The following is a 24,288-nucleotide window of genomic DNA, read 5'->3' on the forward strand; positions in this document are numbered from 1 at the left end:
CCGACGACGCGGCCGCCGCACCGAAACACCAGGAGTTGATGTTGTGATCACCATGCCCGCCCGGAAACCGCGGCGCAGCGCCGCGGCGACCCGCCGAACGCCCCTGCTGCTCGACCGGACGGCCCTCAAGCGCCGGCTGGCCGATGACACGTACGACGTGCTCGTCATCGGCGGCGGTATCACCGGGGCGTACGCCGTGCTGGACGCGGTCTCGCGCGGACTGCGCGCGGCGCTGATCGAGAAGGACGACTTCGCCTCCGGCACGTCGTCGAAGTCGTCGAAGATGGTGCACGGCGGCCTGCGCTACATCGAGCAGGGCAACGTCAACCTGGTCCGCCACTCGCTCCTGGAGCGCCACCGCTTCCGCAAGAACGCCCCGCACCTGGTGCACCGGCTGCCGTTCCTCTTCCCGATCCTGGAGAAGGAGGGCATCTTCGACGCCCGCCTCGCCAAGGGCTTCGAGGGTCTGCTGTGGACGTACGACCTGGTCGGCGGCTGGCGGATCGGCAAGCTGCACCAGCGGCTCACCGTTCCCGAGGTCCTCGCGCAGGCGCCGACGCTGCGCGCGGAGAACCTCAAGGGCGGGCTGATGTACTTCGACGCCCGTACCGATGACGCGCGCCTCGTGCTGACCATCGTCCGGACCGCGGCGGCGCTCGGTGCGACGATCCTCAACGGTGCCCGGGCCGAGGGTCTGCTGATGCAGATGGGCAAGGTGGCCGGCGCCCGGGTCTCGGCGGACGGCGACACCTTCGACATCCGTGCGCGGGCCGTCGTCAACGCCACCGGCGTATGGACCGACGAGCTGGACGTGAAGGCCGACGAAGGCCACCGGCCGCAGGTCAGGCCCGCCAAGGGCGTCCACATCGTGGTGCCGTGGGACAAGGTGCGGATCAACTGCACGGTCACCGTGCCGATCCCCGGCCGGGCCCGCCGCGCGACCTGCACCCGCTGGGGCAACAGCGTCGTGCTCGGCACCACCGACGAGGACTACCAGGGCTCCCCCGACGATGTGCACTGCACCCGGGAGGAGATGGACTTCCTGCTGGAGGGCGCCAACACCGCCTTCGAGGGGAAGCTCACCCCGGACGACGTGGTCGGCTCCATCGGCGGTCTGCGCCCGCTGGTCGGCGGCAAGGAGGGCGCGACCCTCGACATGCGCCGCGACCACCACATCACGATCGGCCGCACCGGCATGGTGACGGTGACCGGCGGCAAGCTCACCACCAGTCGGCACATGGGCGAACTCGTCATCGACAAGGTGATGACCGTCCTCGGCCGCAAGGGGAAGAGCCGCACCACCGACCTCCCGCTGCTCGGCGGCGCAGGTTACGACGCCGAGGCCGTCGCCGCCTCCGGCGGCATCGCCGCGCACCTCGGCGAGCGCTTCGGCACCGAGGCCCGGTTCGTCGGCGACCTCATCCAGGACGACCCGTCGCTGGCCGAACCGGTCATCGCGGGACTCCCGTACACGAAGGCGGAGGTCGTCTACGCGGCCCGCGCCGAACTGGCCCGTTCGGTCGACGACGTCCTCTCGCGCCGCACCCGCGCCCGGCTGTTCGCCCGGGACGCGTCCGTGGACGCCGCCGAGGCCGTCGGCGCGATCCTCGGCCGCGAACTCAATCTCACGGAGGCGGAGGTCGAGCGCTCGGTCGCCGAGTACCTCGCAGCCGTCCGTCACGAAAAGTCCGTACTCCTCGAAGGGGCAGCAGCATGATCAGCCGTCAGACCATCACCCATCCGTTCAACCGGGGCGACTACACCATCGGCGCCCCCAGCTTCGCGAAGTGGGCACGCAACACCCCGATCGGCGACGGCGAGGCCGCGCTCCAGGCGGACCCGGTCGAGGTCCCCGAGGCCGTGGTCGAGGCGCTGCGCGAGGCCGCGCACGCGGTGCACACCTCCCGCGAGGAGGTCGTCACCCGGACCCGCGACTGGTGGGCCGGTTCGATGATCGGCGAGACCGAGGGCCGTCCGGCGACGCCCGACGCCGTGGTCGTCGAGGCGGCCGACGCCGACCAGGTCGCGGCCGTGCTGCGGATCTGCCACGAGGCCGGCGTCCCGGTCACCCCCTCGGCGGGCCGCTCCAACGTCACGGGCGCCGCGCTGCCCGTCTTCGGCGGTGTCGTCCTGGACCTGTGCGGGCTGAACCGGATCGTCGGCTTCGACGCCGAGTCGAACATCGTGGACGTCCAGTCCGGCATGTTCGGGGACCTCTTCGAGAAGCAGCTCCAGGAGGAGTACGGCGTCACCACCGGCCACTGGCCGTCCGCGTTCGCCGTCTCCACCGTCGGCGGCTGGATCGCCTGCCGCGGCGCCGGCCAGCTCTCCACCCGCTACGGCAAGATCGAGGACATGGTCGTCGGCGTCGACGTCGTGCACGCGGACGGCACCCGCGCCACCTACGGCGACTACGCCCGTGCCGCGGTCGGCCCGGACCTGCGCCAGCTGTTCGTCGGCTCCGAGGGCACCCTCGGCGTCATCGTCTCGGCCCGGCTGCGGGTCCACCCGCTGCCCGAGTACGCCTCCGCCGCCGCGTACGGCTTCAAGACCTTCGCGGAGGGCCTGGACGCCTGCCGCCGGATCATGCAGCGCGGCGCCACCCCGGCGGTCCTGCGCCTGTACGACGAGCTGGAGTCGGGCACCCACTTCGGCCACTCGGGAACCAACCTCCTGCTGATCGCGGACGAGGGCGACCCGGCGATCGTCGACGCCTCGATCAAGGTCGCCAAGGAGGTCTGCGAGGAGTACGGCCCCGAGCTGGACAGCCAGGCCGTCTTCGAGCGCTGGCTGGACGAGCGGATGCTGGTCGGCAAGTCCGCCGACGGCTTCAAGCCCGGTCCGGGCTTCGTCGCCGACACCCTGGAGATGGCCGCGTCCTGGACCGACCTGCCGGTGATCTACGACGAGGTGGTCGCCGCGATCCAGGGGGTGGACGGCACCCTGGCCGCCTCCGCCCACCAGTCGCACGCGTACACCGACGGAGCCTGCGTCTACTTCTCGCTGCGCGGGGACGTGGCGCCCGAGGCACGCCGCGACTGGTACCGCGCGGTGTGGGACGCCGCCAACGCCGTGCTCGTCAAGCACGCGGCGGCGATCAGCCACCACCACGGCTGCGGTCTGCTGCGCGGCCCCTACGTGCCGGACGCCCTCGGCGCGGGCTTCGCGGCCTTCGTCGCGGTGAAGAACGCCCTGGACCCGAAGGGCATTCTCAACCCTGGCAAACTGGGCCTTCCCAGCCGATTCGGTACGTCCCCGCTGAGCTGAGCCCAGCAGCCGCGCACCCTTCCTCCCCAGGCAGGCCCTTGCCATGAACCCTTCCCCGTCCCGGCCCGGCATCGCTCTCGACCCCCGGCTGGCCTCCGCGCTCGCCGAGATCCCGGTCGTCGCGTCGGTCGTCGGCACCCAGCCGCTGCGGCAGTTCCTGACCGCACCGGCCCGGGTGTGCATCGCCGCGTCGCTCACCGTGGGCCAACTGCCCCAGGTCGTACCGGCGCTGGGCCGGGCGGGGAAGACCGTGTTCGTGAACGTCGACAGCAGCCCCGGTCTGGCCCAGGACCGGGGCGCGCTGGAGTTCATCAAGAACATGGGCGCCCACGGCGTGGTCAGCACCCGGCTCTCGCTCATAGAGAAGGGCCGCCCGCTCGGCCTGCTGACGATGATGAAGGTGTTCGTCACCGACCGGTCCAATCTGCGCCGCTCCACGGACGCGATCTCGCGCGGGGCGCCGGACCTGGTCGAGATCATGCCCGCCCCGATCGTCGCCCGGATGAGCGCGCAGGCGCAGCGCGCGATGTCCCCCTCGGTCGCGGCGGGCTTCGTGGAGACCCCCGCCGACGTGGCGCTGGCGCTGGCCCTCGGGTCCGTCGCCGCCGCCACGTCCGACCCCCGCCTCTGGCACCTGCGCCGGGACCAGCTGCCGCCGGTCCCGCCCGCCGCGCTGAAGAGGCCCGCCGCACCACCCCAGGAGTGAAACCCGCATGACCTACGTCGTCGTCGCCCGCTACCGCACCAAGGAGGGCGAGGAGAACACCGTCCTTCCCCTCCTCGACACCATGGCCGCCGCCTCCCGCCAGGAGCCGGGCAACCTCGCCTACCGGGTCCACCAGGGCACCGAGGACCCGCGGGCGATCGTGCTGTACGAGGAGTACGCCTCCGAGGCCGACTTCACCGCCCACTGCGCCACCCCGCACTTCCAGCGGATCGTGCTCGGCGAGGTCGTCCCGCTGCTGGAGAGCCGCGACGTGCTGCGCTGCGCCCCGCGTCCGGAGACCCAGGCATGAGGACCCGAGCGGCGGTACTGCGCGGGGTGTCGACGGCCCGCCCCTACACCACGGCCCGCCCGGTGGAGGTGGAGGAGCTGGAGCTGGGCGCGCCGCGCGAGGGCGAGGTGCTGGTGCGGATCGCGGCCGCCTCGCTCTGCCACTCGGACCTCTCGGTGGTCAACGGCGACCGGGTGCGCCCGCTTCCGATGGCGCTCGGTCACGAGGCGGTGGGCGTCGTGGAGGAGACCGGCCCGGGCGTCGGCCGGGTCTCCCCCGGCGACCACGTAGCACTGGTCTTCGTGCCGAGCTGCGGATTCTGCGCCGACTGCGCGGCGGGACGGCCCGCCCTGTGCGAGCGCGCGGCGGCGGCGAACGGGACGGGGGCGCTGCTGCACGGCCCGTCGCTGCTGACCGACGCATCGGGCTCCCGCGTCCACCACCAGCTGGGCGTCTCCGCGTTCTCCGAACACGCGGTGGTGGCCCAGGAGTCGGTGGTGCCGATACCCCGGGACGTCCCGTTCACGGTGGCGTCGATGTTCGGCTGCGCGGTGCTGACCGGCGCCGGGGCCGCCATCAACACGGCGGCCCTGCGCCCCGGGCAGTCGACGGTGGTCTACGGCCTGGGCGGGGTGGGCCTGTCCGCCGTGCTGGGGGCCCGCGCGGCGGGCGCGTACCCGGTCGTCGCGGTCGACCCGGTTCCGGAGAAGCGCGAACTGGCCCTCCAGCTGGGCGCGTCGCACGCGTTCGCCCCCGACGGGGCGGTCGAGGCGATCCGCGAACTCACCTCCGGCGGCGCCGAGGTGGCGGTCGAGGCGGTGGGCAGCCCGAAGGTGATGGCCGAGTGCCTGACGGCCGTGGGCCGGGGCGGCAAGGTCGTCTCGGTGGGCCTGCCGGCTCCCGGCCGGACGCTGGAGGTCCCGGCGCTGGCGTTCGCGGGCGAGGGCAAGTCCCTGATCGGTTCGTACATGGGCGACGCGGTTCCGCGCCGCGACATCCCCCGGTTCCTGGACCTGTGGCGGGCGGGCCTGATGCCGGTGGAGCGGATGCACACCGGCACATTGCCGCTGACCGGCATCAACGAGGCGCTGGAGGAGCTGGCCTCGGGCCGGGCCATCCGCCAGATCATCGACACCTCGGGAGTGCAGGCCGCCTGACGGGCCGACACCCTTCGGCCGGCGGGCCGACGGCCGACGGCGCCCCTTCCGTGACCGGAGGGGGCGCCGTCGGTCACGGGGGCGGGACGCGGCCCGGGGTCCGGACGGGCGAGGGTGTGTCCCGTCGCGGCCGGCACCCACCGGAGCCGTCGCGCCACACCAGCGTGTACCGCCAGAACAGCCTGCGCCTCGCCTTCGCGCCGGGCAGCACGTCCCGCGCCCCGTGAACGATCTCGCGGAACGTCATCCCGGCAGGCCGGGTCACGGCGGTCATCGAGACGGGGCGCGGCGCCCTGCGGCCCTTGTTCCTGATCCAGCCCGTGGCGGCGTTCAGCGGACTGGAGACGAGATTCAGCAGGTGGTCGCCCCGGGTCTCCTCGCGGGCGAGGCCGACCACCACCAGGGTTCCGCCGAGCGCCAGACGCTCCCGGAATCCGGCGAGGGCGTCGGCGAACGGAAGGTGGTGGAGGGCGGCGACGCACGTGATCACGTCGTACGGACCTGCCGGCATCCCGGCCGGCGCCTCGGTGACGGTGAAGGCCACCGGGGCTTCGGGACCGGTGAGTTCACGGGCCCGGGCCACGATGTCCGGGTCGGCGTGCGGGGCGCGGACGTCCGCCCGACGGGCCACCGCACCGCTGCCGCCGCGCGCCTCCGCTCCTGGTACGTTGATACGCATGTTCCTCCCCCGTGCGTAGGACCCCGTACCGGCCGCGCCCCGTCCCACCGGGTGCGGTCCTCCGGTGTCCCCGCACGCCCGCGGCGCCGTCGCGCGCGCCGCCCTCACGAGGAACGTCCTCATGCTCCGGCTCTCACCCGCGCCTTCGCGCGCCCCTTCGTACGCCGCCGTCCTGCGCGCCCCGCACGCCGCCCCGGCCTTCGGTGCCGCTCTCGTGGGGCGGCTGTCGTACGGGATGATCTCCCTCTCCCTGATGCTGGCGGTGAAGGACGCCACCGGTTCCTTCACCGCGGCCGGGGTGGTCATGGCCCTGTTCGGGGCCACCAGTGTTCTTCTCTCCCCCGCCCGTGCCGCGTTGGTCGACCGGTACGGGCCGCGCCGGGCCCTGCCGCCGATGGCCGGTCTGTACGCGGTCCTGCTCGCCGCCCTGGCGTACGCCACCTGGCGGCCGGGCGCCTCCTCGCCGCTGCTGGGGGTGCTCGCCGTGACGGCGGGCGCCTGCACGCCGCCGCTGGGTCCGGTGATGCGGACCCTGTGGAGCCGTCTCGTCCCGGACCGGGAGCTGTTGCGGCGTGCGTACAGTCTGGACGGCGTCGCCGAGGAACTGCTGTTCGTCACCGGGCCGTTGCTGGTGGGCGTGGTGATCCGGCACACCGTCCCCGCGGCGGGCGTCGCGATCAGCGCCGCGCTGGTGCTGGTGGGGACGGGCGCGCTGGTGGCCTCCCCCGCGGTGCGGGGCGCGGCCCCGGGACCGGCGGCGCAGCCGGCCGCCGGTCCGGACGGGGTGGGCGGCGGGCGGCGGACGCTGCTCAAATTCGCCGGGCTGCGGCACGCCGCGCTCGCGGCCGCCGCCGTGGGACTGTGTCTGGGCGCCCTGGACCTGCTGGTGGTGGCGTTCGCCGAGCAGCACCACCGCGGCGGCTCGGTGGCATGGGCGCTGGCGGCACTGTCGGCGGGCAGCGCGGTCGGCGGGATCGCGTACGGCGCGGTCCCCTGGCGCGCCCCGAACCGGACGCGGCTGCCGGTCCTGGTCACCGGTCTGGGCACGGCCCTGGTCGTGGCCGGTCTCTCCCCCGGTGTGCCGGTGCTGGTCGCGGTGGTCGCGGCTGCCGGGGTCTTCGTCGCCCCGGCCCTGACGACGGCGTATCTCCTGGCCGACGACTCCGTGGACCCGGGTGCGCGCACCCGGGCGGGCGCGTGGGTCAACACGGCGGTCAACGCCGGGTCCGCGCTGGGCGGCGCGACAACGGGCCTGCTGGTGGACCGGCTGCCGTCGCCGGTCTGTTTCGCGATCGCCGCGGTGCCCGCGCTGGCGTGCGCGGCCGTGGTGGCGTGCGGCGCGCCCTCCCGCGGCCGCGCGGAACGGACACCGGCCCCGGACACCGACGGGGCTTCGCCTGCCTGAACGCCGGGCTCGGTGCCGGGTGCTGTCGTCGAACTGTTTAAGGGCTGTCCCGTCATCCCTGGCGGGCGCGCGACGACGGCTGCGGCACCTCGCCGCGTTGTCGGAACGTCCGCATACATCCAGTATGCGAACGCTCCTCCGCCTTGCGATGCACCACATCCGACGCCGCGCGCTGGTCCGCCACGGATGACGGGACAGCCCTCAGGCAGGCTCCAGTCCTCACACCGAATCGTCGAACCGACGTCGTCCGGCCGCCGACCGTGCCTCCTCGTGGTGGATCGGCGTGTGCGCGCCCCGGAGCGGTACGCCGCTGCCGCCGCGCAGGACGGCGACGATCTCGGCGGCGATCGACAGCGCGGTCTCCTCGGGGGTGCGGGCACCCAGGTCGAGGCCGATCGGGGAACGCAGCCTGGCCAGTTCTGCCTCTCCGACACCGACCGCGCGCAACCGTTCGTTGCGTTCCATGTGCGTGCGGCGCGAGCCCATCGCCCCGATGTACGCCACCGGCAGCCGCAGCGCCCGTTCGAGCAGCGGGACGTCGAACTTCGGGTCGTGGGTGAGGACGCACAGCACCGTGCGCGCGTCGACATCGGTCGCCGCGAGGTAGCGGTGCGGCCAGTCGACGACCAGTTCGTCGGCGTCCGGGAACCGCGCGCGCGTGGTGAAGACGGGACGGGCGTCGCAGACGGTGACGTGGTATCCGAGGAACTTGCCCGCCCGTACCAGCGCCGCGGCGAAGTCGACGGCACCGAAGACGATCAGCCGGGGCGGCGGGACGCTCGACTCGACGAGCAGGGTGAGCGGTTGCCCGCAGCGCGATCCCTCGGCGCCGATGGTGAGGGTGCCGGTGCGTCCGGCGTCCAGCATGGCGCGGGCCTCGGCCGCCGCCGTGCGGTCCAGCTCCGGGTGCCCGCCGAGTCCGCCCTCGTACGAGCCGTCGGGGCGCACGAGCAGGGGGCGGCCGAGGAGCTGCGCGGGTCCGTCGGCGATCCGGGCCACGGCCGCCGCCTCCCCCCGCGCGGCGGCGTCGAGCGCGGCGGCGAACACCGCCCGCGCGGGGTCGTCCGCGCGGATCGGGGTCACCAGGACGTCGATGACACCGCCGCAGGTCAGGCCGACCGCGAAGGCCTCGTCGTCGCTGTGGCCGAAGCGCTCGCGGACGGTCGTGCCGTCGTCCAGCGCCCGCTCGCACAGTTCGTACACCGCGCCCTCCACGCACCCGCCGGAGACCGACCCGACGGCCGTGCCGTCGCGGTCGACGGCGAGGGCTGCGCCCGGCATGCGGGGCGCGCTCCCGCCGACCTCGACGACGGTGGCGACGGCGAAGTCGCGTCCCTGACCGGCCCACCTGCTCAGTTCCTCGGCGATGTCCAGCATGGCGTTTCTCCTTGGCTGCGGGGCGGACGAAGGAGCCGCGGGAGTTCGAAGGATGCTCGGCGGCGGTGTCGCGGCGGGCCGGGGGAAGCGTACGGCCCGGGGCACCGGGACAACTCTCGTCCGGGCCGGGCGCGAAGTACACGGGAACACTCCGGTCCCCGCCCCCCGCGGCGGAACCGGGTCCGCCCGGGCCCCGCCCCGGGCCCGCGGTGGCCCAGGGCCTGTCGGGCGACCTCCGCCCGGAGAGCGGACGCGGCATGGTGCGTGCGGTTCCGAGGCCTCGGAAAGGTGCGTACCGGGGCGTGACCGCCCCGTAGGAGGTCACCCGACGGGCTCTCAGGTGTCCGTGAGGTGTTCGGGGCGCACCGGCGTCCGGTTGAGCTCCAGGCCCGTCGCGTTCCGGATCGCCGCGAGGACGGCCGGGGTCGACGACAGGGTGGGGGCCTCGCCGACGCCGCGCAGCCCGTACGGGGCGTGGTCGTCGGCGAGTTCGAGCACGTCGACGGGGATGGCCGGGGTGTCCAGGATGGTGGGGATCAGATAGTCCGTGAAGGACGGGTTGCGCACCTTCGCGGTCACGGGGTCGACGACGATCTCCTCCATGACCGCGATGCCCAGGCCCTGGGTGGTGCCGCCCTGGATCTGTCCTTCGACGGACAGCGGGTTGAGGGCCTTGCCGACGTCCTGGGCGCAGGCCAGTTCGACGACCTTGACCAGGCCGAGTTCGGTGTCGACCTCGACGACCGCGCGGTGGGCGGCGAAGGAGTACTGGACGTGCCCGTTGCCCTGTCCGGTGCGCAGGTCGAAGGGTTCGGTGGGGCGGTGGCGCCACTCCAGTTCGGCCTCGACGCTCTCGCCCTCCAGCACGTCCGCCAGGGCGGCCAGCACCTCGCCGCCGTCGGTGACGACCTTGCCGTCCTCCAGGAGCAGTTCGGCGGTGGCCCAGGCTGGGTGGTACGGGCCGAACCTGCGGCGGCCCAGCTCCAGGACCTTCTCGCGGACGGCCTCGCAGGCGTGTTTCACGGCGCCCCCGGTGACGTACGTCTGCCGGGACGCGGACGTGGAACCCGCCGAGCCGACCCGGGTGTCGGCGGGCTGGATGGTGACCCGGGCGACGCCGAGTTCGGTGCGGGCGATCTGGGCGTGGACGGTGACGCCGCCCTGGCCGACCTCCGCCATGGCGGTGTGCACGACCGCGACGGGTTCGCCGCCGACGACCTCGATACGGACCCGGGCGGTGGAGTAGTCGTCGAAGCCCTCGGAGAAGCCGACGTTCTTGATGCCGACCGCGTAGCCGACCCCGCGCACGACGCCTTCGCCATGGGTGGTGTTGGACAGTCCGCCGGGCAGGGCCCGTACATCGGGCCGCTCGCCCGCCGTCTCCCACTGGCGCTCGGGCGGCAGCGGTCTTGCCTTGACGCGGCGCAGCAGTTCGGCGACGGGGGCGGGCGAGTCGACGATCTGGCCGGTGGGCAGGACGCTGCCCTGTTCCATGGCGTTGATCCGCCGGAACTCGACGGGGTCCATGCCGAGTCCGGCGGCCAGCTTGTCCATCTGGGCCTCGTAGGCGAAGCATGCCTGGACGGCGCCGAAGCCGCGCATGGCCCCGCACGGCGGGTTGTTGGTGTAGAGCGCGACCGCCTCGATGTCGACGTCGTCGACGACGTACGGGCCGACGCCGAGCGAGGCGGCGTTGCCGACGACCGCCGGGGAGGAGGAGGCGTAGGCCCCGCCGTCCAGCACGATGCGGCACTTCACATGGGTCAGCCGGCCGTCGCGGGTGGCCCCGTGCTCGTAGCGGAGCCTGGCGGGGTGCCGGTGGACGTGTCCGAAGAAGGACTCGAAGCGGTTGTAGACCATCTTGACGGGCCTGCCGGTGCGCAGGGCGAGGAGGCAGGCGTGGATCTGCATCGACAGGTCCTCGCGTCCGCCGAAGGCGCCGCCGATGCCGGAGAGCGTCATGCGGACCTTGTCCTCGGGCAGGCCGAGGACGGGGGCGATCTGGCGCCGGTCGGCGTGGAGCCACTGGGTGGCGACGTAGAGGTCGACACCGCCGTCCTCGGCGGGCACGGCCAGCCCGGACTCGGGCCCGAGGAACGCCTGGTCCTGCATGCCGAAGACGTACTCCCCGCGGACCACGACGGCGGCCCGGGCCGCCGCCGCTTCCGCGTCGCCGCGCACGACGGGCTGGCGGTGGACGATGTTGGGGTGCGGTACGTGTCCGGCGTGGTGGTCGGTGCGGTGCTCGTGGACGAGCGGGGCACCGGGGGCGAGCGCGGACGCCTCGTCGGTGACGACGGGCAGTTCGCGGTAGCCGATCCTGATCCTCGCGGCGGCGCGGCGGGCCGTCTCGGGGTGGTCGGCGGCGACGAGGGCCACGGGTTCGCCGTGGTGGCGGACCTTGCCGCGGGCCAGGGCCGGGGTGTCCTGGATCTCCAGCCCGTAGTTCTTGACTGCGGCGGGCAGGTCGTCGTGGGTGAGCACGGCGTGGACGCCGGGTGTGGCGAGCGCCTCCGCGATGTCGATGGAGACGATCTCGGCGTGCGCGAGCGTGGAACGCAGGGTGTGGCCCCAGAGCATGTCCTCGTGCCACATGTCGGAGGAGTACGCGAACTCCCCGGTGACCTTCAGGACGCCGTCGGGGCGCGGGGTGGACTCGCCGATGCCGCCCCGGGTACGGGTGCCCCGGTCGATGCCGGTGGGATCGCCGGTGCCGCCCATCGTCAGACCTCCCCTTCCGCGCGAGCGGCCGCGAGGCGGACCGCGTCCATGATCTTCTCGTAACCGGTGCAACGGCAGAGGTTCCCGGAGAGCGCCTCGCGGATGTCCGCGTCGGACGGCCGGGGGCTGCGTTCGAGCAGGGCGTCTGCGGCGACCAGCAGGCCGGGGGTGCAGAAGCCGCACTGGACGGCTCCGGCGTCGATGAACGCCTTTTGGATCGGGGCGAGTGCGCCGCCGTCCCGGGGCTCCTGCCCGGCCGGTCCGGGCATCCGCCGGATCTCGTCGGACGGGGTGCCTTCGCCGTCGGCGGGCGCCGGGGAGCGCCGGGCGGAGAGGCCGGCGAGGCCCTCCACGGTGACGATCTCGCGTCCCTCGGCCTGGCCCGCCGCGACCAGGCAGGCGCAGACCGGCACCCCGTCCAGGCGTACCGTGCACGACCCGCATTCGCCTTGTTCGCAGGCGTTCTTCGAACCGGGCAGGCCCATCCGCTCCCGCAGGACGTGGAGCAGGGACTCGCCCTCCCAGACGTCGTCCGCCTCGTAGCGGCGGCCGTTGACGGTGAATGCGACACGCATGGTCAGGCGGCTCCTTCGCTGCTGCGGCCGTCGCCGCGATACGAGTCCCAGGTCCAGCCGAGGGTGCGGCGGGCCATGACCCCGACCGCGTGTCTGCGGTAGCGCGCGGTGCCCCGCACGTCGTCGATCGGGTTGCAGGCGCCGGCGGCGAGGTCGGCGAAACGCCGGACGAGGGACGGGGCGAGGGGCGTGCGGCTGTCCCAGAACCCGCCTTCGTCGAGCGCGGCGTTCAGGAACTCCTCGGCCGCCTCCGCCCGGACGGGCGTGGGCGCGGCCGAGCCGATGCCGGTGCGGACCGTGCGGGTCCCGGGGTGCAGGGCCAGCCCGAAGGCGCAGACCGCGATGACCATGGCGTTGCGGGTGCCGACCTTGGAGTACTGCTGCGGCCCGTCGGCCCTTTTGACGTGCACGGCCCGGATCAGCTCGTCCGGGGCGAGGGCGTTGCGTTTGACACCGGTGTAGAAGGCGTCGATCGGGATCATCCTGGTCCCGCGCACGGACGCGGCCTCCACCTCGGCGCCCGCGGCGAGCAGTGCCGGGTGGGCGTCCCCGGCGGGCGAGGCGGTGCCCAGGTTGCCGCCGACGCCGCCGCGGTTGCGGATCTGCGGGGAGGCTACGGTGTGCGCGGCGAGCGCCAGACCCGGCAGCTCGTCGCGCAGGTGCTCCATGATCCGGCTGTACGGCACGGACGCGCCGAGCCGTACGGTCTCCTCGCCCACTTCCCACTCGGACAGCTCATCGACGCGGTTCAGGTCCATGAGGTGTTCGGGGCGCCGGTGGTCGAAGTTGATCTCGACCATCACATCGGTGCCGCCCGCGATGGGCACGGCCGTCGGGTGCGCGGCCTTGGCGGCGAGCGCCTCCTCCCAGTCGGCGGGGCGAAGGAAGTCCATGGGCGGCTCTCTCCTCGATCGGGGTCGTCGTCCGCCGGGCAGGAGCCGGGGGCGGAAGCCGGGGCCGGAGGCGCGGGGCTGCCGGTCCTCGTCGGATCGTCCCCATGTGGTTATCGCGGCATGGGCCCCAGTACACAAGGGGTGCTCCACCCGGTGCAGTCACCGAAACCATGAAGGCGTTGGCCGGCCGTTCTTGTCGTCTTGTAGATTCGAACGAATGGCGGGCATCGGTGGTCTCACCGTTTCACCCGGTTTTCACCCTCACCAACGAGAGAGATCGGCGGCGACGAGATGCGGCTGCGCGCACTGCTGGAGACCGACGCGCTGGGCCTGCGACTGCTCGGCGGCGAGGACGAGCTGGACCGGCCCGTACGTGGTGTGATGACCACGGACCTGCGCGATCCCAGCCGCTATCTGTCGGGCGGCGAGCTGGTCCTGACGGGCCTGGCCTGGCGTCGCGACGCGGCGGACTCCGAGCCGTTCGTACGCATCCTGGTGCGCTCCGGGGTCGCCGGGCTCGCGGCGGGCGAGGCGGAGCTGGGGGCCGTCCCCGGCGATCTGGTCGACGCCTGCGCCCGGCACGGCCTGCCGCTCTTCGCCGTCCATGAGACCGTCGCGTTCGCGACGATCACCGAGCATGTGGTGCGCCAGGTGTCGGGCGAGCGCGCGGGCGATCTGGCCGCGGTCGTGGAGCGGCACCGCAGGCTGATGACGTCGGGTCCGGCGGGCGGCGGCCCGGACGTGGTCCTCGATCTGCTCGGTTCCGACCTCGACCTGCGCGCCTGGGTGCTCTCCCCCACCGGGCGGCAGATCGCGGGCGCCGGTGACGCCCCGCTGCCGGCGCCGGTCGGCGCGGCGCTCGCCGGGCACCACATGGCCGCCGCCCGCGGCGGCCGGCGGACCCCGTACCGGGCCGTGGTCGACGGCACCGCGTACGCCCTCTTCCCGATCCGGAACACCGGACGGGGCACGGCCGAGGTCCCCGGGGACGCGCGCGCGTCGGTGCTGTCGGACTGGCTGCTCGCGGTCGAGGCGGACCCGGGAGACTGGCCGGCGGCCCGGCTGGACCTGCTCCAGGGCGTCACCCAGCTGATCGCGGTCGAACGGGACCGGCGCGACGCGGCCCGTACGGTACGCCGCAGGCTCGCCCAGGAGGTCGTGGAGCTGGTCCAGACGGGGGCGCCGCCGGCCGAGATCGCCGCCCGGCTGCGGGTCGCCGCCCCGGTGCTGCTGCCGGGTCTGGGGCCGGCACCGCGCTGGCAGGTCGTGGTGGCGCGGGTCGAGTGGGACGTTGCGGGGGGCGGGCCCTCGGCGGGCCCCGGAACCGGCACCGCCGTCACGGGCGGCGCGACCGCCCAGGCGCTGCTGGAGGAGATCCTGGTCGACCCGGCGGTCACCGGCGCCGAGTCCGCCGACCGTACGGCCGTCGCCGACACGGGCGACGAGGCGGTGGCCCTCGTGCCCCTGCCCGCCCCGCCCGGGTCCGCCCAGGACGCGGGCGGCGGCCCCGAGCCCGTCGGCGAGGACGTCTCGCTGCACGCCGAGGTGCTGCTCGCGGCCGTGCGCGAGCCCCTTTCCGCGGGCCTGGCCGACGACGGCCGGCTCACCCTCGGTGTCAGCGCGGCCGTGCACTCTCCCGAGGGCCTGCGCGGGGCGCTGGAGGAGGCCCGGCACGCGCGCCGGGTGGCGGCGGCCCGTCCGGGCCGGGTCTGCGCCGCCGGGCACCACGAACTGGCCTCGCACGTGCTGCTGCTGCCGTTCGTCCCGGACGACGTGCGCCGCGCGTTCACCGCACGGTTGCTCGACCCGTTGCGCGACTACGACCGGCGCCACCGTGCGGACCTGATCCCGACGCTGGAGGCGTTCCTGGACTGCGACGGTTCCTGGACCCGCTGCGCCTCCCGGCTCCACCTCCACGTCAACACACTGCGCTACCGGATCGGACGAATCGAGCAGTTGACGGGGCGTGACCTCTCGCGCCTGGAGGACAAGCTCGACTTCTTCCTCGCCCTGCGTATGAGCTGATTCCCGCCCCCTACCGGGCCCGTCGGCCGATGCGGTGGTTTGTGAAATCTTTCACCTGACATCGCGACGACCTCTTGGCCCGGCGTGCCCATCCGTGCTGAGATGCCGCCCAGACTCAACTGCTCGATGGCGCGCTAGGGGAGGGCAATGTGGCGCATACCGCCATGTCTGGTTCCGGCACGACAGCAGATGACGATCCGCCGCTCCAGACCGCGGTATGGCGGCTGCGGTCACGCGCCTGCTGGACGGACGCCGCCGCACTGCTCGAACACGACGCCGCCACCGACCCGGCCGCGGCGCTCCAGCGGACCGCGCTGCTGACCGAACGCTGCCTCTACACCGGGCAGGGCTGGACGGACGCCGAGGACGCCCTGCGCACCGCGGAGGCGCTCGCCCACGACGACGCCGAGCGCGGCGCCGCCGCCTGCGAGCGCGGCCACCTGGCGTACGCGTCGACGCTCCTGGGGGTGCGGGACCGGGCGGACGAGGCCAGTGTCGCCCTGAGCCGCGCCGCCGCGCTCCTCTCCCCGACCGCGCCGGGCCGCCCGCTGCTGGACTTCCGCCGCGGCCTGATCGCCCACAACATCGCCGACTCGCCCCAGGCGGCGCGTGCCGCGTACCGCAGGGCCCACGCCGGTGCCATCGCGCAGGACGACGCGTTACTGCTCTCCTCCACCTGGCGCCATCTCGCCCTGCTCGCCCTGCGGGAGGGCGAGACGGCGGAGGCGCGACACGGTTTCGCCGAGTCCCTGCGGCTGCGGGAGGAGTTGGGCTACCTGATCGGTACGGCTCCGGCCCTCATCGCCCTCGCCGACGCCGAGCCGGAGCCGGAGACGGCGACCCGGCTGCGCGCCGAGGCGGGCCGGCTGTTCCGGCTCCTCGGGGGCGTACCGACGTGGCTGGCCCCGCACCTGGATCCGCCGTCCCCCAGTGCCGTGACCGGCAACGTTTGCCCCGTCGCGCCGCCCGTCACTTCCCCGAACTCTCAGCTTCGTTCGAGCAGGGGAGACCCCATTGCTCGCGACGTTGGCCGAAAGCCCACGTAGCCCTTCCCCGAGCGCTCGACTTCGTTCGAGCAGGGGAGGCCCCGTCCGAGGGCTTCCGGACGCCTTGCGACCGCACGCACCGGACAACACGCCTTCCGGGCAAACCTTGCCGGTCACGGCACCAGGACCGCCGAGGCGAACTGAGCAGCGCGGCACCGTCCACGCGCGAACAGCCCCGGGCAGCCCTGCCGGGCCCCGGGCGGTCCGGGCCGCACGACACGGGCCGGGGCGTGGGACCCGGGGGCGGGGCGTACGGGCCGGGGCCGTTCGTGTCCGCACCGGCTCGGCCCCTGCGGGCTGAGGCGGTGCGCATCCATACCCGGCTCAGCCCGCGGCTCCGGTGAAGTGCCCGCGTACCAGCGACTGCACGGCGGTGAGGTCCTGGGCGATGAGCGCGTCGAGCAGCGCGGCGTGCTCGGCGGCGTCGGCCAGGAGGTCGGCGCGACGGGTGGCGGGGTTGTCCGCGGCCGGCCACCGGGCGCGGCGGTGCAGGTCGTCGGCGACCATCACCAGCTGTTCGTTGTCGCAGAGCGCGAGGATCGCGCCGTGGAACGCCCGGTCGGACTCGGCGTAGCCCGCCAGGTCCCCCACGGCGGCGGCGGTCGCGGTGGCCTCGGCGAGCGGGCGCAGGGCGCGCCAGCGGGCGGGCGGGACGGTCCGGGCCAGCCGCAGCACGACGGGGACCTCGATCAGGGCCCGCACCTCGGCCAGTTGGGCAAGCTCGCGCGGGCCGCGCAGCGACACCCGGAAGCCGCGGTTCGGCACGACCTCGACGGCGCCCTCGACGGCCAGTCGCTGCATCGCCTCGCGCACCGGGGTCGCGGAGACCCCGAAGCGGGCGCCGAGGGCAGGGGCGGAGTACACCTCCCCCGGCACGAGCTGACCGTCGGCCAGGGCGGCCCGCAGCGCCTCCAGCACCTGGCCGCGCACCGAGTGGCGCCGCACCGCCGGACGCGGGGGCGGCGCGGCGGCCGGGACGGACGGAGCGGGCGGGACGGACGATGCGGGCGACCGGGCCGGCTCGGCATGGGTGTGCTCGCCGCGCGCCTGGTCCGGCACGCGATCGGGGCGCGGCTGCTCCCCGCGCGCCTGCCCGGGCACCCGCACGGGCACGGACGGCGGACGCGCCTGCCCACACGCTCTGACCTGCTCCACCCGGACCTCCTCGGCCTGCCGTGGGCGCGGCTCGCGTGCGCCATGCCCCTGTGCACGATAGGCGGAGCGGGCGACAGTTCACACCTCGATCAACTCGGGTAAGGTAAGCCTTACCTGCAAGTATCGTGATTCGGCGGTCCCGCATGCCCCTCCCCGCCCTGCGTTCCGGCACCTCCGCGCCCGCCCTGGCGGACGCGTACACGCGCCTGGCCGAGGTCTTCCCCGGGCTGCGCGCGGACGCGCTGCCGGACGGCGAGGACGTGCCCCGGGGCGACGGCTGGGTGGGCGCGGACGAGCTCGCGGCGGGCGGCGACGCGCTCGACGCCTTCCTCTCCTGGGACCACGCGCAGATGGTGCGGGACTACGGGCAGCAGCCGCGCCCGGACGTGGTCGCCGGATTCGGACTGCACCGCTACGCCTGGCCCGCCTGCCTGCTGGTGACGGTGCCGTGGTTCCTGCACCGCCGGGTGCCCCGGATCCCCGTCGAGGACGTGGCGTTCCAGCGGGCGCTGGGCCGCATGACCGTCCGTGTCACGGAATTCGCCTGCCTCCCGGACGATCCGGCGGCCGTACTGCCGGGCGCCCGGCCGGTCCCGGACGAGGCGGCGCTGCGGGCCGAGGTCCTCGCCGCCGTGGCCGAGCACATCGGCCCGGTGCTGGACGGCTTCGGGCCGCGGATGCGGCGCGGCAGCCGGGCGCTGTGGGGCATGGCGACGGACGAGGTCGTCGAGGGGCTCTGGTACATCGCCTCCCTGCTCGGCGAGGAGCGGCGCGCGATGACCGAGCTGGAGTCGCTGCTGACGGGCGCCGGGAAGCCGTACGTGGGCACGCCGGGCTTCCGCGAGCTGACGGGGCCGAACGGCGAACCGCTCCCCACCCGGGACCGGGTGAGCTGCTGTCTCTTCTACACCCTGCGCCCCGAGGACACCTGCGTCACCTGCCCACGCACCTGTGACGCCGAGCGGGTACGGAAACTGACGCCCACTCACTGAACGACACCCCTCGAACGGGTAGTAGTATTCGAACGCACTTCACTGGCCGTGTACGGGTATTCGACCAGATCCCGGCTATCCGTATGCGCTGCCAACCCAATGGCGTTCTCTTGTCCCGAAACCCCCTGTGTGTGATGCGGTTTCGGCAATCATGGCGCCCGAAATGCCCTACGTGACGCAAGGGACCGCGCATGAGACTGACCGACATATCGCTGAATTGGCTGCTTCCGGGCGCCGTGCTGCTCGTGGGAGTCCTGGCGGCGGTGGCGGTGGTCGTACGCGGCAAGCGCGCCGCCGACAAGTCCGCCGCCGACGACAGCTGGGAGCGCAGCGAGGAGCGCCGCAGGCGCAAGGAGGCGGTGTACGCCATCGCGTCCTACGTCCTGCTCTTCTGCTGCGCGGCCGTCGCCGCCGCCCTCTCCTTCCACGGGCTCGTGGGCTTCGGCAAGCAGAACCTCGGCCTCTCCGGGGGCTGGGAGTACCTCGTTCCGTTCGGCCTCGACGGGGCCGCGATGTTCTGTTCCGTCCTCGCCGTGCGCGAGGCCAGCCACGGTGACGCGGCGCTCGGTTCGCGACTGCTCGTGTGGCTGTTCGCCGGTGCCGCGGCCTGGTTCAACTGGGTGCACGCCCCCCGGGGTGTGGACCACGCGGGCGCCCCGCAGTTCTTCGCGGGGATGTCGCTCTCGGCGGCCGTGCTCTTCGACCGCGCGCTGAAGCAGACCCGCCGGGCCGCGCTGCGTGAGCAGGGCCTGGTGCCCCGCCCGCTGCCGCAGATCCGGATCGTGCGGTGGCTGCGTGCCCCCCGGGAGACCTTCGGCGCCTGGTCGCTGATGCTGCTGGAGGGCGTGCGCACGCTGGACGAAGCGGTCGAGGAGGTACGCGAGGACCGGCGGGAGCAGGAGCAGGAACGCCTCCGCAGGAAGGAACAGGCCAAGCTGGACCGGGCCCACATCAAGGCGCTGAACCGGCAGCACCGGGCCTGGGGCCGACTCGGCCGGGGCGGCACCCAGGTGGAGGTCCAGCAGCTCCCTCCTACGACCGGAGCCGCCCCGTCGACAGCGGAGCCGGTGATACCGGAACAAGGACAGCTGCCCTTGCGGCCGTCCCTGCAGGCCGTCACGGGGGCGCCCCGGAGCGACCAGGACCGGAAGGCGAGTGAGCCGGTCACCGTCGACCTCACGGCCGAGGACGACACCCAGGCGCTGCCCCGGCTCGACTCGCTGGAGCGGAAACTGAAGGATCTGGAGCAGCAGTTCGGCTGACGCTCCGCCCTGGAGGCCCTGACGGCCCGGTTGCTTCCGGGCTCTCAGGGCCTCTCGCCGTCCAGCTCGAACCAGACGACCTTGCCCAGGGTGCGTGCGTCGATCCCCCAGGCATCCGCGAGACTCCGGACCAGAATGAGTCCCCGGCCGTGCGTACCGTCGTCGGCGTCCGGTACGTACGACAGGGACGGCAACGGCCCGAAGTCCCGCACTTCCACCCGGAGTCCGGCGGGACCCAAGCTCGCCGAGACGACGGCCCCGTGTCTCGTGTGGATCAGCGCGTTGGTGACCAGCTCGCTGAGCAGGAGCTCCGCCGCTCCGGTCGGCTCGGCCCGCCAACGATGGCGGAGCAACTCCCGTAACGCGCGGCGGACTTCGCTCACGGCCGCAAGGTCGGTGTGTGCCAGCCGTCTCCGCATCCGGGCCGGCCCCCACGCCTCCCGTCGTGGCCCCATCTCCTCGCACTTCGAACCGGTCACTTCCTGACGCTGCGTCTTCTCCCCCGCGCGCACGGTGAATCGCCCCCTTCTCGTCGTCTCGTCGGACTCCTTCTCGGAACACGTTCACGGGGATGCATGCCCCCGGGGAGGGCCGCCACGCTTGTCGGACCACCCCTGTGTGAATGCGCGCACGAGCGATCCGAGCGCTCGGGTACACGTCGGCGTCGCCTTTCCTGCCCTGCGGTCAACTTCCACAGAATTCCCATGAATCGGAGTTGACGGGTCCATGTCTACGCGCGTCATCATGGGGGCATGAGAATCCCCCCACGGATCACCACGCTCGGCGGCGCCGCCGCCCTCCTGTCCGCGCTCCTCGTCGGCGGCCCCGTCGTCACGGCCGCCACCGCCGCCCCCGCCTCGGTCGGCAGCATCTGCTACTCGGACCTGCCGGCCCAGGCGCACGACACCCTCCGCCTGATCGCGGCGGGCGGGCCGTTCCCGTATTCGCAGGACGGTTCCGTGTTCCAGAACCGTGAAGGCGTCCTGCCCAAGCAGAGCACCGGCTACTACCACGAGTACACGGTCGTCACGCCCGGCGCCCCGACCCGCGGCGCGCGACGCGTCGTCACGGGCGACCGGGTGCGGGAGGACTACTACACCAGCGACCACTACGCCACCTTCGACCTGATCGACCGCGGCTGCTGAAGCCCGGCCCCGAACCGGTCCGCGCCGTAGCCCCCCACCTGCGGCGCGGATCACCGTCCGGCGCGGATCACCGTCCGCGCGGGCGGCCCGGTCCGCTCCCGGCCCCCGGCCGGTAGCCTCCGGTCATGACCGTGACCTATGTGATCGACGGCTCCCGGATCAGCGGCCTGGAGCGGTTCTGGACCGTCATCGGCGAGGCCGTGAACGGCCCCGGCGGATACTTCGGCCGCAACTTCGACGCCCTGGCGGACTGTCTGGGCGGCGGGATGGGCACTCCGGACGACGGGGACTTCGTCATCGAATGGCGGGACCACGAACGGTCGGCGCGGGCCCTGGGCCATGAGGAGACGGCCCGTTACCTGCGGGAGAGCCTGGCCCGGGTGCACGAGAGCAACCGTCCCGAGGTACGGCGCCGCCTCGACGACGCGCTGGCCGGGCGGGGACCGACCCTGTTCGACCTGCTCGTGGACGTCCTCACGGCCGGGACGCGGCCCGGCACGCTCAGACTGCTGTGAACCTACGACGACGGCCGGCCTGCCCGCGGAAGGGGATCCCTCTGCGGGCAGGCCGTTGTCGTGTGTCCGAAGGTGCTCAGTACTTGGTGGAGACGGTCACGCCGTCGAATCCCTCAACGGCGTGCAGGCTGATGAAGCGGTCTCCGGCTTCCGGGCGGTCGATGGTCAGTGTGTGCTCGTTCCCGGCGCCGACGGCCCGGCTGGTGTAGGCGGTGGTGGTCGCCCACTTGTCCGCGTTGTAGTAGAGGTCGGCGTCGCCCGTGCCGCCCGTCACGGTGATCTGCAGCTGAGCGGTGCCCGCCGGAATGCGGACGTACAGATAGGCGTAGTCGTCCTTGACCGCCTTCAGCCCGCTGCGCTTGCAGTCCTTGCCCAGCTCCCTGGTGTCCTTCCCGGTGCACTCGCCCCCGGGCTCGGTGGGCGTGCCGCCGCCGCAGCTGCCGGCCGCGCAGGCGGTCAGCCAGGTGTTCCAGTCGGCTTCGTAACGGTCGCCGATGGTCGAGGTGAGCAGGGTGCGGGCACCGTCCCAGTCACCCTTGCGGTAGAGGCCGAGGAGTGTGTCGATGTCCCCGCGGTGGGACTCCAGCATGTAACGGACGGCCAGATAGCCCCAGTTGTAGACCCGGGTCTGGTCGGCGTTCTCGTAGGTGGTGTCGAACAGGGTCCGCAGGGTGTAGGTGTGGTTCGCGGCCTGCTCAGCGGCGGCGTCGTAGTTGACCTTGCGGTACGAGTAGGAGACGTACTCCGCAAAGCCCTCGACCCACCAGACGGTCGGCGTGGTCAGCCCGTCCTCGAAGTCGCCGTGCATGTTGAAGCGGCCGTCGAGGTAGTGCGTGTACTCGTGGTTCAGGTTCCAGATCTGGAAGTCGGGGCGGACCCACTCGGCCTCGTAGGCGATGAACCGGGGCTGATTGCCTTCCGCGGCGGGGTCGCCTTCCAGGTACATGCCGCCGTTGTTCGTGTTGATGCCGTAGATCGCGCCGGCGTAGGTCTGGTAGTCGGTGCTGGAGTCGAAGGCCACGACCTCGATGGTCTTGTTGTTGTCGTCGGCGACCGGGCCGTTGTCCCGGGCCACCTCGTGGAAGTAGGCGTCCTGGTTGCGCAGGCTGGTGCAGCTGGCCTCGAGTTCCTCCGCGGCCATGTCCTGCGCCCGGATGGTGATGCTGTCGCTACAGGTGTGCGTCACCGGCAGGACGGCCTTCTCAAGACGCTCCGCGAGGTCACAGGTGCCGTAGTACGAGCAGTTCGCCTTGTCGTAGGCCTCGACCATCTGCGCCACGGCGACCCAGAGCGGGGCGGTGGGGCCGGTGATGGAGCTCTTGCCGAGCAGTTCGGCGGCCAACGGGCTCGCCTTGGGGCGCAGGGAGTCTTCCTTGAGGAAGCGGCCGAGCTCGAGTCCCGCGTTGGAAGCGAGGAACGACTGCTTGGTGCCCAGCAGGTCGAGATGGCTCGACGCGAAGTCGCTGAGGGCTTGCAGCACGCCCGGGTCGGCCTCCACCGCGGCGATGAACTCCGGCACCTGGTGACCGCGGAAGAACACCGTGTACACGCTGTTCACGGCGTTGACCATGTTGTAGAACTCGTTGTACGAGGAGTCGTAGCTGGCCAGCAGCCGCTTGACGACGGACAGGTAGCGGGCGTTCTCCACGGCGCTGTCGATCAATATGACGGCCTCGGACAGGGTCTGCCCGTTGGCGTCGGTGACGTCGAAGGCGTGCGAGGAGGCGAAGAACGCGTCGAGCGCGCCCTGGATGGCCGTACGCAGCTCCGGCCCGTAGCTGCCCACCGTGTCGGGGTCGTAGAACTGCACGTAGTACCCGGCTCGGAGATAGAGGACCAGCTGGGGCATGCCGGTACTGCTGTCGCCGGGGTAGGCGGCCGATCCCTCGCGCATGGCGTTGGCGACGGTGACCATCTGCGCCTCGCGGAAGGCCAGATTGCCGTCGTTGCCCTTGACACGGAACAGCGTGTTGACGCAGTCGGTCGTCGACGACTTGATCTGCTGGACCAGGTCGCTTCCGGTGCGACTGGTGAAGTCGCTGACATTGCACTCGGCCGCGGTCCGGGCCTTGGATCCGGCCCTGGCCTTGGAGTCGGCCTTCATCGACGGCGCCTGGTGGCTCGGGAGCATGGCTCCGGGGTCGTCGTAGTCCCGCCGCAGTGCGTCCTTGGAGGCGGACAACGGCGGGCGGTCGGCGGCCTTGAGGGCCTTGCTGCCGAAGTGGTCGGCGTCGTCCGCAGGTGCGGCCGGCGCCTCGGCGGAGGGGCCGGCCGGCCCTGCGGCAGGCCCGCCGCCCGTACGGACCGGACCGGTCGCCGCCGATACGGCGGAGCGCTGCTCGACGGCCTGGCTCGGCGCGGAGAGCAGGCCCAGGCCCAGGCATGCTGCCAGGACCGCAGTGGACAATCCGGTGAATCTCCTTTGAAGCGTTCGGTTCTTCACGTGCCGCCTCCCAGCGGTATGTCAACCGCGCGACTGCGCGGGTGGGGGGAATGCGAGGGAGCGGACTGGGGATGGCATGAGCACACCCACTCCCTTCGCGCGCTGTACAATGGCACATGTCACATGTCCTTAGGAACCCCTCTCGCACGCATTGCTCTTCAGAACAACTCACGGCGGGTGCAAGGGACTTCGCCCAAAGGTCGGTATGCACCGATCGCCGCCGCCGGACGCCTCACGAGGAATCGCCGTCCGGGCCGGATCCCGAACCCCGCTTCCTGGACCGGGCTTCGCAAGCCGCCGAGAAGCCGAGGAGTGACGATCGCTGCACCCGCGCCTCTTTGACCGAGCCCGTCCGGACGCCCGGGAGAGGCCGCGGTCCGGGGCGCGGCCGCCGATCCGGATGCCGAGCGGCGCGTCCTGCGTCGGTGGACTTCTGCCCTCCGTGAGCCCGCCGCAGCCCGCACGCACGGCAGCGGTCGCTACGGGAACGGCGCGCGGCGAACTCCGTCTCCTGGAGGAGCGCCGGCAGACCGGGCGACGACTAGTGCCGCGGCAGGCAACGTTTGCCCGTCAAGGAGCGGCGTGGGGTGCGTGCTCTCGGTGTGCCGGCCGGAAGTCCTTGTACTGGACGTACTT

20 protein-coding genes are annotated in these 24,288 nt (G+C 73.0%); 12 read left to right on the forward strand and 8 right to left on the reverse strand.

Translation table 11 applies throughout. From position 1 onward, the window contains the following. Positions 1-43 precede the first annotated feature (43 nt). The 5 genes from ACFYXM_RS25915 to ACFYXM_RS25935 are packed head-to-tail and all read left to right on the forward strand — an operon-like array spanning position 44 to position 5,419. Complete coding sequence (locus ACFYXM_RS25915; RefSeq protein ID WP_389292779.1) at positions 44-1,717, forward strand: FAD-dependent oxidoreductase; 1,674 nt, start codon at positions 44-46, stop codon at positions 1,715-1,717. Next, positions 1,714-3,267, forward strand: coding sequence for an FAD-binding oxidoreductase (locus ACFYXM_RS25920; protein WP_389292780.1), 1,554 nt, complete (start codon positions 1,714-1,716; stop codon positions 3,265-3,267). The genes ACFYXM_RS25915 and ACFYXM_RS25920 overlap by 4 nt, the downstream gene beginning before the upstream one ends. A 43-nt stretch (positions 3,268-3,310) precedes the next feature. Continuing rightward, on the forward strand, positions 3,311-3,973 hold the full coding sequence (locus tag ACFYXM_RS25925) for a glycerol-3-phosphate responsive antiterminator (protein WP_389292781.1): 663 nt from the start codon (positions 3,311-3,313) through the stop codon (positions 3,971-3,973). Between the two features lie 7 nt (positions 3,974-3,980). Next, on the forward strand, positions 3,981-4,283 hold the full coding sequence (locus tag ACFYXM_RS25930) for a putative quinol monooxygenase (protein WP_389292783.1): 303 nt from the start codon (positions 3,981-3,983) through the stop codon (positions 4,281-4,283). Further along, entirely contained in the window at positions 4,280-5,419 is a 1,140-nt protein-coding gene (locus ACFYXM_RS25935; protein ID WP_389292785.1) for a zinc-binding dehydrogenase, read from the forward strand. Before ACFYXM_RS25930 ends, ACFYXM_RS25935 begins: the two co-directional genes overlap by 4 nt. 73 nt (positions 5,420-5,492) lie before the next feature. On the opposite strand, the gene ACFYXM_RS25940 is transcribed toward ACFYXM_RS25935, so the two are convergent. Then, positions 5,493-6,098 carry a class I SAM-dependent methyltransferase gene (locus ACFYXM_RS25940; RefSeq protein WP_389292787.1) on the reverse strand — a complete coding sequence of 202 codons (606 nt, stop codon included), beginning with the start codon at positions 6,096-6,098 and terminating at the stop codon, positions 5,493-5,495. A 121-nt stretch (positions 6,099-6,219) separates the two neighbouring features. Here ACFYXM_RS25940 and ACFYXM_RS25945 point away from each other — a divergent pair, with 121 nt between their 5' ends. Then, the gene (locus ACFYXM_RS25945) at positions 6,220-7,503 is read left to right on the forward strand and encodes an MFS transporter (protein WP_389292788.1); all 1,284 of its coding nucleotides are present in this window, start codon (positions 6,220-6,222) and stop codon (positions 7,501-7,503) included. 219 nt (positions 7,504-7,722) lie between these two features. Here ACFYXM_RS25945 and ACFYXM_RS25950 read toward each other — a convergent pair whose 3' ends face one another. From ACFYXM_RS25950 to ACFYXM_RS25965, 4 genes are all read right to left on the reverse strand, one after another. Beyond that, the gene (locus tag ACFYXM_RS25950; protein ID WP_389292790.1) at positions 7,723-8,880 is read right to left on the reverse strand and encodes an XdhC family protein; all 1,158 of its coding nucleotides are present in this window, start codon (positions 8,878-8,880) and stop codon (positions 7,723-7,725) included. A 336-nt stretch (positions 8,881-9,216) separates the two neighbouring features. After that, entirely contained in the window at positions 9,217-11,601 is a 2,385-nt protein-coding gene (locus ACFYXM_RS25955; RefSeq protein ID WP_389292791.1) for a xanthine dehydrogenase family protein molybdopterin-binding subunit, read from the reverse strand. Positions 11,602-11,603: 2 nt separating this feature from the next. Beyond that, positions 11,604-12,176 carry a (2Fe-2S)-binding protein gene (locus ACFYXM_RS25960; RefSeq protein WP_389292793.1) on the reverse strand — a complete coding sequence of 191 codons (573 nt, stop codon included), beginning with the start codon at positions 12,174-12,176 and terminating at the stop codon, positions 11,604-11,606. A gap of 2 nt (positions 12,177-12,178) precedes the next feature. Further along, positions 12,179-13,069: an FAD binding domain-containing protein gene (locus tag ACFYXM_RS25965; RefSeq protein WP_389292794.1), complete on the reverse strand. Its 891-nt coding sequence runs from the start codon at positions 13,067-13,069 to the stop codon at positions 12,179-12,181. Between the two features lie 291 nt (positions 13,070-13,360). Between ACFYXM_RS25965 and ACFYXM_RS25970 the strand changes: the two genes are divergently transcribed. Together ACFYXM_RS25970 and ACFYXM_RS25975 are read left to right on the forward strand one after the other, a co-directional pair. Beyond that, entirely contained in the window at positions 13,361-15,094 is a 1,734-nt protein-coding gene (locus ACFYXM_RS25970; protein ID WP_389292796.1) for a PucR family transcriptional regulator, read from the forward strand. 164 nt (positions 15,095-15,258) lie between these two features. Continuing rightward, complete coding sequence (locus tag ACFYXM_RS25975) at positions 15,259-16,140, forward strand: hypothetical protein (protein WP_389292798.1); 882 nt, start codon at positions 15,259-15,261, stop codon at positions 16,138-16,140. A 324-nt stretch (positions 16,141-16,464) separates the two neighbouring features. Here ACFYXM_RS25975 and ACFYXM_RS25980 read toward each other — a convergent pair whose 3' ends face one another. Beyond that, positions 16,465-17,295 carry a GntR family transcriptional regulator gene (locus ACFYXM_RS25980; protein ID WP_389292800.1) on the reverse strand — a complete coding sequence of 277 codons (831 nt, stop codon included), beginning with the start codon at positions 17,293-17,295 and terminating at the stop codon, positions 16,465-16,467. Between the two features lie 143 nt (positions 17,296-17,438). On the opposite strand from ACFYXM_RS25980, the gene ACFYXM_RS25985 reads away from it, so the two are divergent. Further along, positions 17,439-18,287 (forward strand): (2Fe-2S)-binding protein, encoded by an 849-nt coding sequence (locus ACFYXM_RS25985; RefSeq protein WP_389292802.1) that lies wholly within the window; start codon positions 17,439-17,441, stop codon positions 18,285-18,287. Between the two features lie 191 nt (positions 18,288-18,478). Further along, the gene (locus ACFYXM_RS25990) at positions 18,479-19,549 is read left to right on the forward strand and encodes a DUF2637 domain-containing protein (RefSeq protein WP_389292804.1); all 1,071 of its coding nucleotides are present in this window, start codon (positions 18,479-18,481) and stop codon (positions 19,547-19,549) included. A gap of 44 nt (positions 19,550-19,593) precedes the next feature. Here ACFYXM_RS25990 and ACFYXM_RS25995 read toward each other — a convergent pair whose 3' ends face one another. After that, on the reverse strand, positions 19,594-19,968 hold the full coding sequence (locus tag ACFYXM_RS25995) for an ATP-binding protein (RefSeq protein WP_389292819.1): 375 nt from the start codon (positions 19,966-19,968) through the stop codon (positions 19,594-19,596). Positions 19,969-20,301: 333 nt separating this feature from the next. Between ACFYXM_RS25995 and ACFYXM_RS26000 the strand changes: the two genes are divergently transcribed. Together ACFYXM_RS26000 and ACFYXM_RS26005 are read left to right on the forward strand one after the other, a co-directional pair. Beyond that, positions 20,302-20,694, forward strand: coding sequence for a ribonuclease domain-containing protein (locus ACFYXM_RS26000; protein WP_389292806.1), 393 nt, complete (start codon positions 20,302-20,304; stop codon positions 20,692-20,694). Positions 20,695-20,819: 125 nt separating this feature from the next. Beyond that, a complete protein-coding gene (locus ACFYXM_RS26005) occupies positions 20,820-21,209 on the forward strand; it encodes a barstar family protein (RefSeq protein ID WP_389292807.1) in 390 nt (129 codons plus the stop codon). A 76-nt stretch (positions 21,210-21,285) separates the two neighbouring features. Here ACFYXM_RS26005 and ACFYXM_RS26010 read toward each other — a convergent pair whose 3' ends face one another. Next, the gene (locus ACFYXM_RS26010) at positions 21,286-23,652 is read right to left on the reverse strand and encodes a M9 family metallopeptidase (protein ID WP_389292809.1); all 2,367 of its coding nucleotides are present in this window, start codon (positions 23,650-23,652) and stop codon (positions 21,286-21,288) included. Between the last annotated feature and the right edge of the window lie 636 nt (positions 23,653-24,288).

It is taken from the genome of Streptomyces sp. NPDC002476 (assembly GCF_042889785.1).
Classification (GTDB): domain Bacteria; phylum Actinomycetota; class Actinomycetes; order Streptomycetales; family Streptomycetaceae; genus Streptomyces.

What these genes read in the sequence shown, in the direction of transcription:
- ACFYXM_RS25985 (WP_389292802.1), top strand. Translation starts at nt 17,439, where the DNA reads ATGCCCCTCCCCGCCCTGCGTTCCGGCACCTCCGCGCCCGCCCTGGCG.
- ACFYXM_RS25930 (WP_389292783.1), top strand. Translation starts at nt 3,981, where the DNA reads ATGACCTACGTCGTCGTCGCCCGCTACCGCACCAAGGAGGGCGAGGAG.
- ACFYXM_RS25955 (WP_389292791.1), bottom strand. Translation starts at nt 11,601, where the DNA reads ATGGGCGGCACCGGCGATCCCACCGGCATCGACCGGGGCACCCGTACC.
- ACFYXM_RS25965 (WP_389292794.1), bottom strand. Translation starts at nt 13,069, where the DNA reads ATGGACTTCCTTCGCCCCGCCGACTGGGAGGAGGCGCTCGCCGCCAAG.
- ACFYXM_RS26005 (WP_389292807.1), top strand. Translation starts at nt 20,820, where the DNA reads ATGACCGTGACCTATGTGATCGACGGCTCCCGGATCAGCGGCCTGGAG.
- ACFYXM_RS25995 (WP_389292819.1), bottom strand. Translation starts at nt 19,968, where the DNA reads ATGCGGAGACGGCTGGCACACACCGACCTTGCGGCCGTGAGCGAAGTC.
- ACFYXM_RS25925 (WP_389292781.1), top strand. Translation starts at nt 3,311, where the DNA reads ATGAACCCTTCCCCGTCCCGGCCCGGCATCGCTCTCGACCCCCGGCTG.
- ACFYXM_RS25920 (WP_389292780.1), top strand. Translation starts at nt 1,714, where the DNA reads ATGATCAGCCGTCAGACCATCACCCATCCGTTCAACCGGGGCGACTAC.
- ACFYXM_RS25970 (WP_389292796.1), top strand. Translation starts at nt 13,361, where the DNA reads ATGCGGCTGCGCGCACTGCTGGAGACCGACGCGCTGGGCCTGCGACTG.
- ACFYXM_RS26000 (WP_389292806.1), top strand. Translation starts at nt 20,302, where the DNA reads ATGAGAATCCCCCCACGGATCACCACGCTCGGCGGCGCCGCCGCCCTC.
- ACFYXM_RS25990 (WP_389292804.1), top strand. Translation starts at nt 18,479, where the DNA reads ATGAGACTGACCGACATATCGCTGAATTGGCTGCTTCCGGGCGCCGTG.
- ACFYXM_RS25950 (WP_389292790.1), bottom strand. Translation starts at nt 8,880, where the DNA reads ATGCTGGACATCGCCGAGGAACTGAGCAGGTGGGCCGGTCAGGGACGC.
- ACFYXM_RS25935 (WP_389292785.1), top strand. Translation starts at nt 4,280, where the DNA reads ATGAGGACCCGAGCGGCGGTACTGCGCGGGGTGTCGACGGCCCGCCCC.
- ACFYXM_RS25945 (WP_389292788.1), top strand. Translation starts at nt 6,220, where the DNA reads ATGCTCCGGCTCTCACCCGCGCCTTCGCGCGCCCCTTCGTACGCCGCC.
- ACFYXM_RS25960 (WP_389292793.1), bottom strand. Translation starts at nt 12,176, where the DNA reads ATGCGTGTCGCATTCACCGTCAACGGCCGCCGCTACGAGGCGGACGAC.
- ACFYXM_RS25975 (WP_389292798.1), top strand. Translation starts at nt 15,259, where the DNA reads ATGTCTGGTTCCGGCACGACAGCAGATGACGATCCGCCGCTCCAGACC.
- ACFYXM_RS25940 (WP_389292787.1), bottom strand. Translation starts at nt 6,098, where the DNA reads ATGCGTATCAACGTACCAGGAGCGGAGGCGCGCGGCGGCAGCGGTGCG.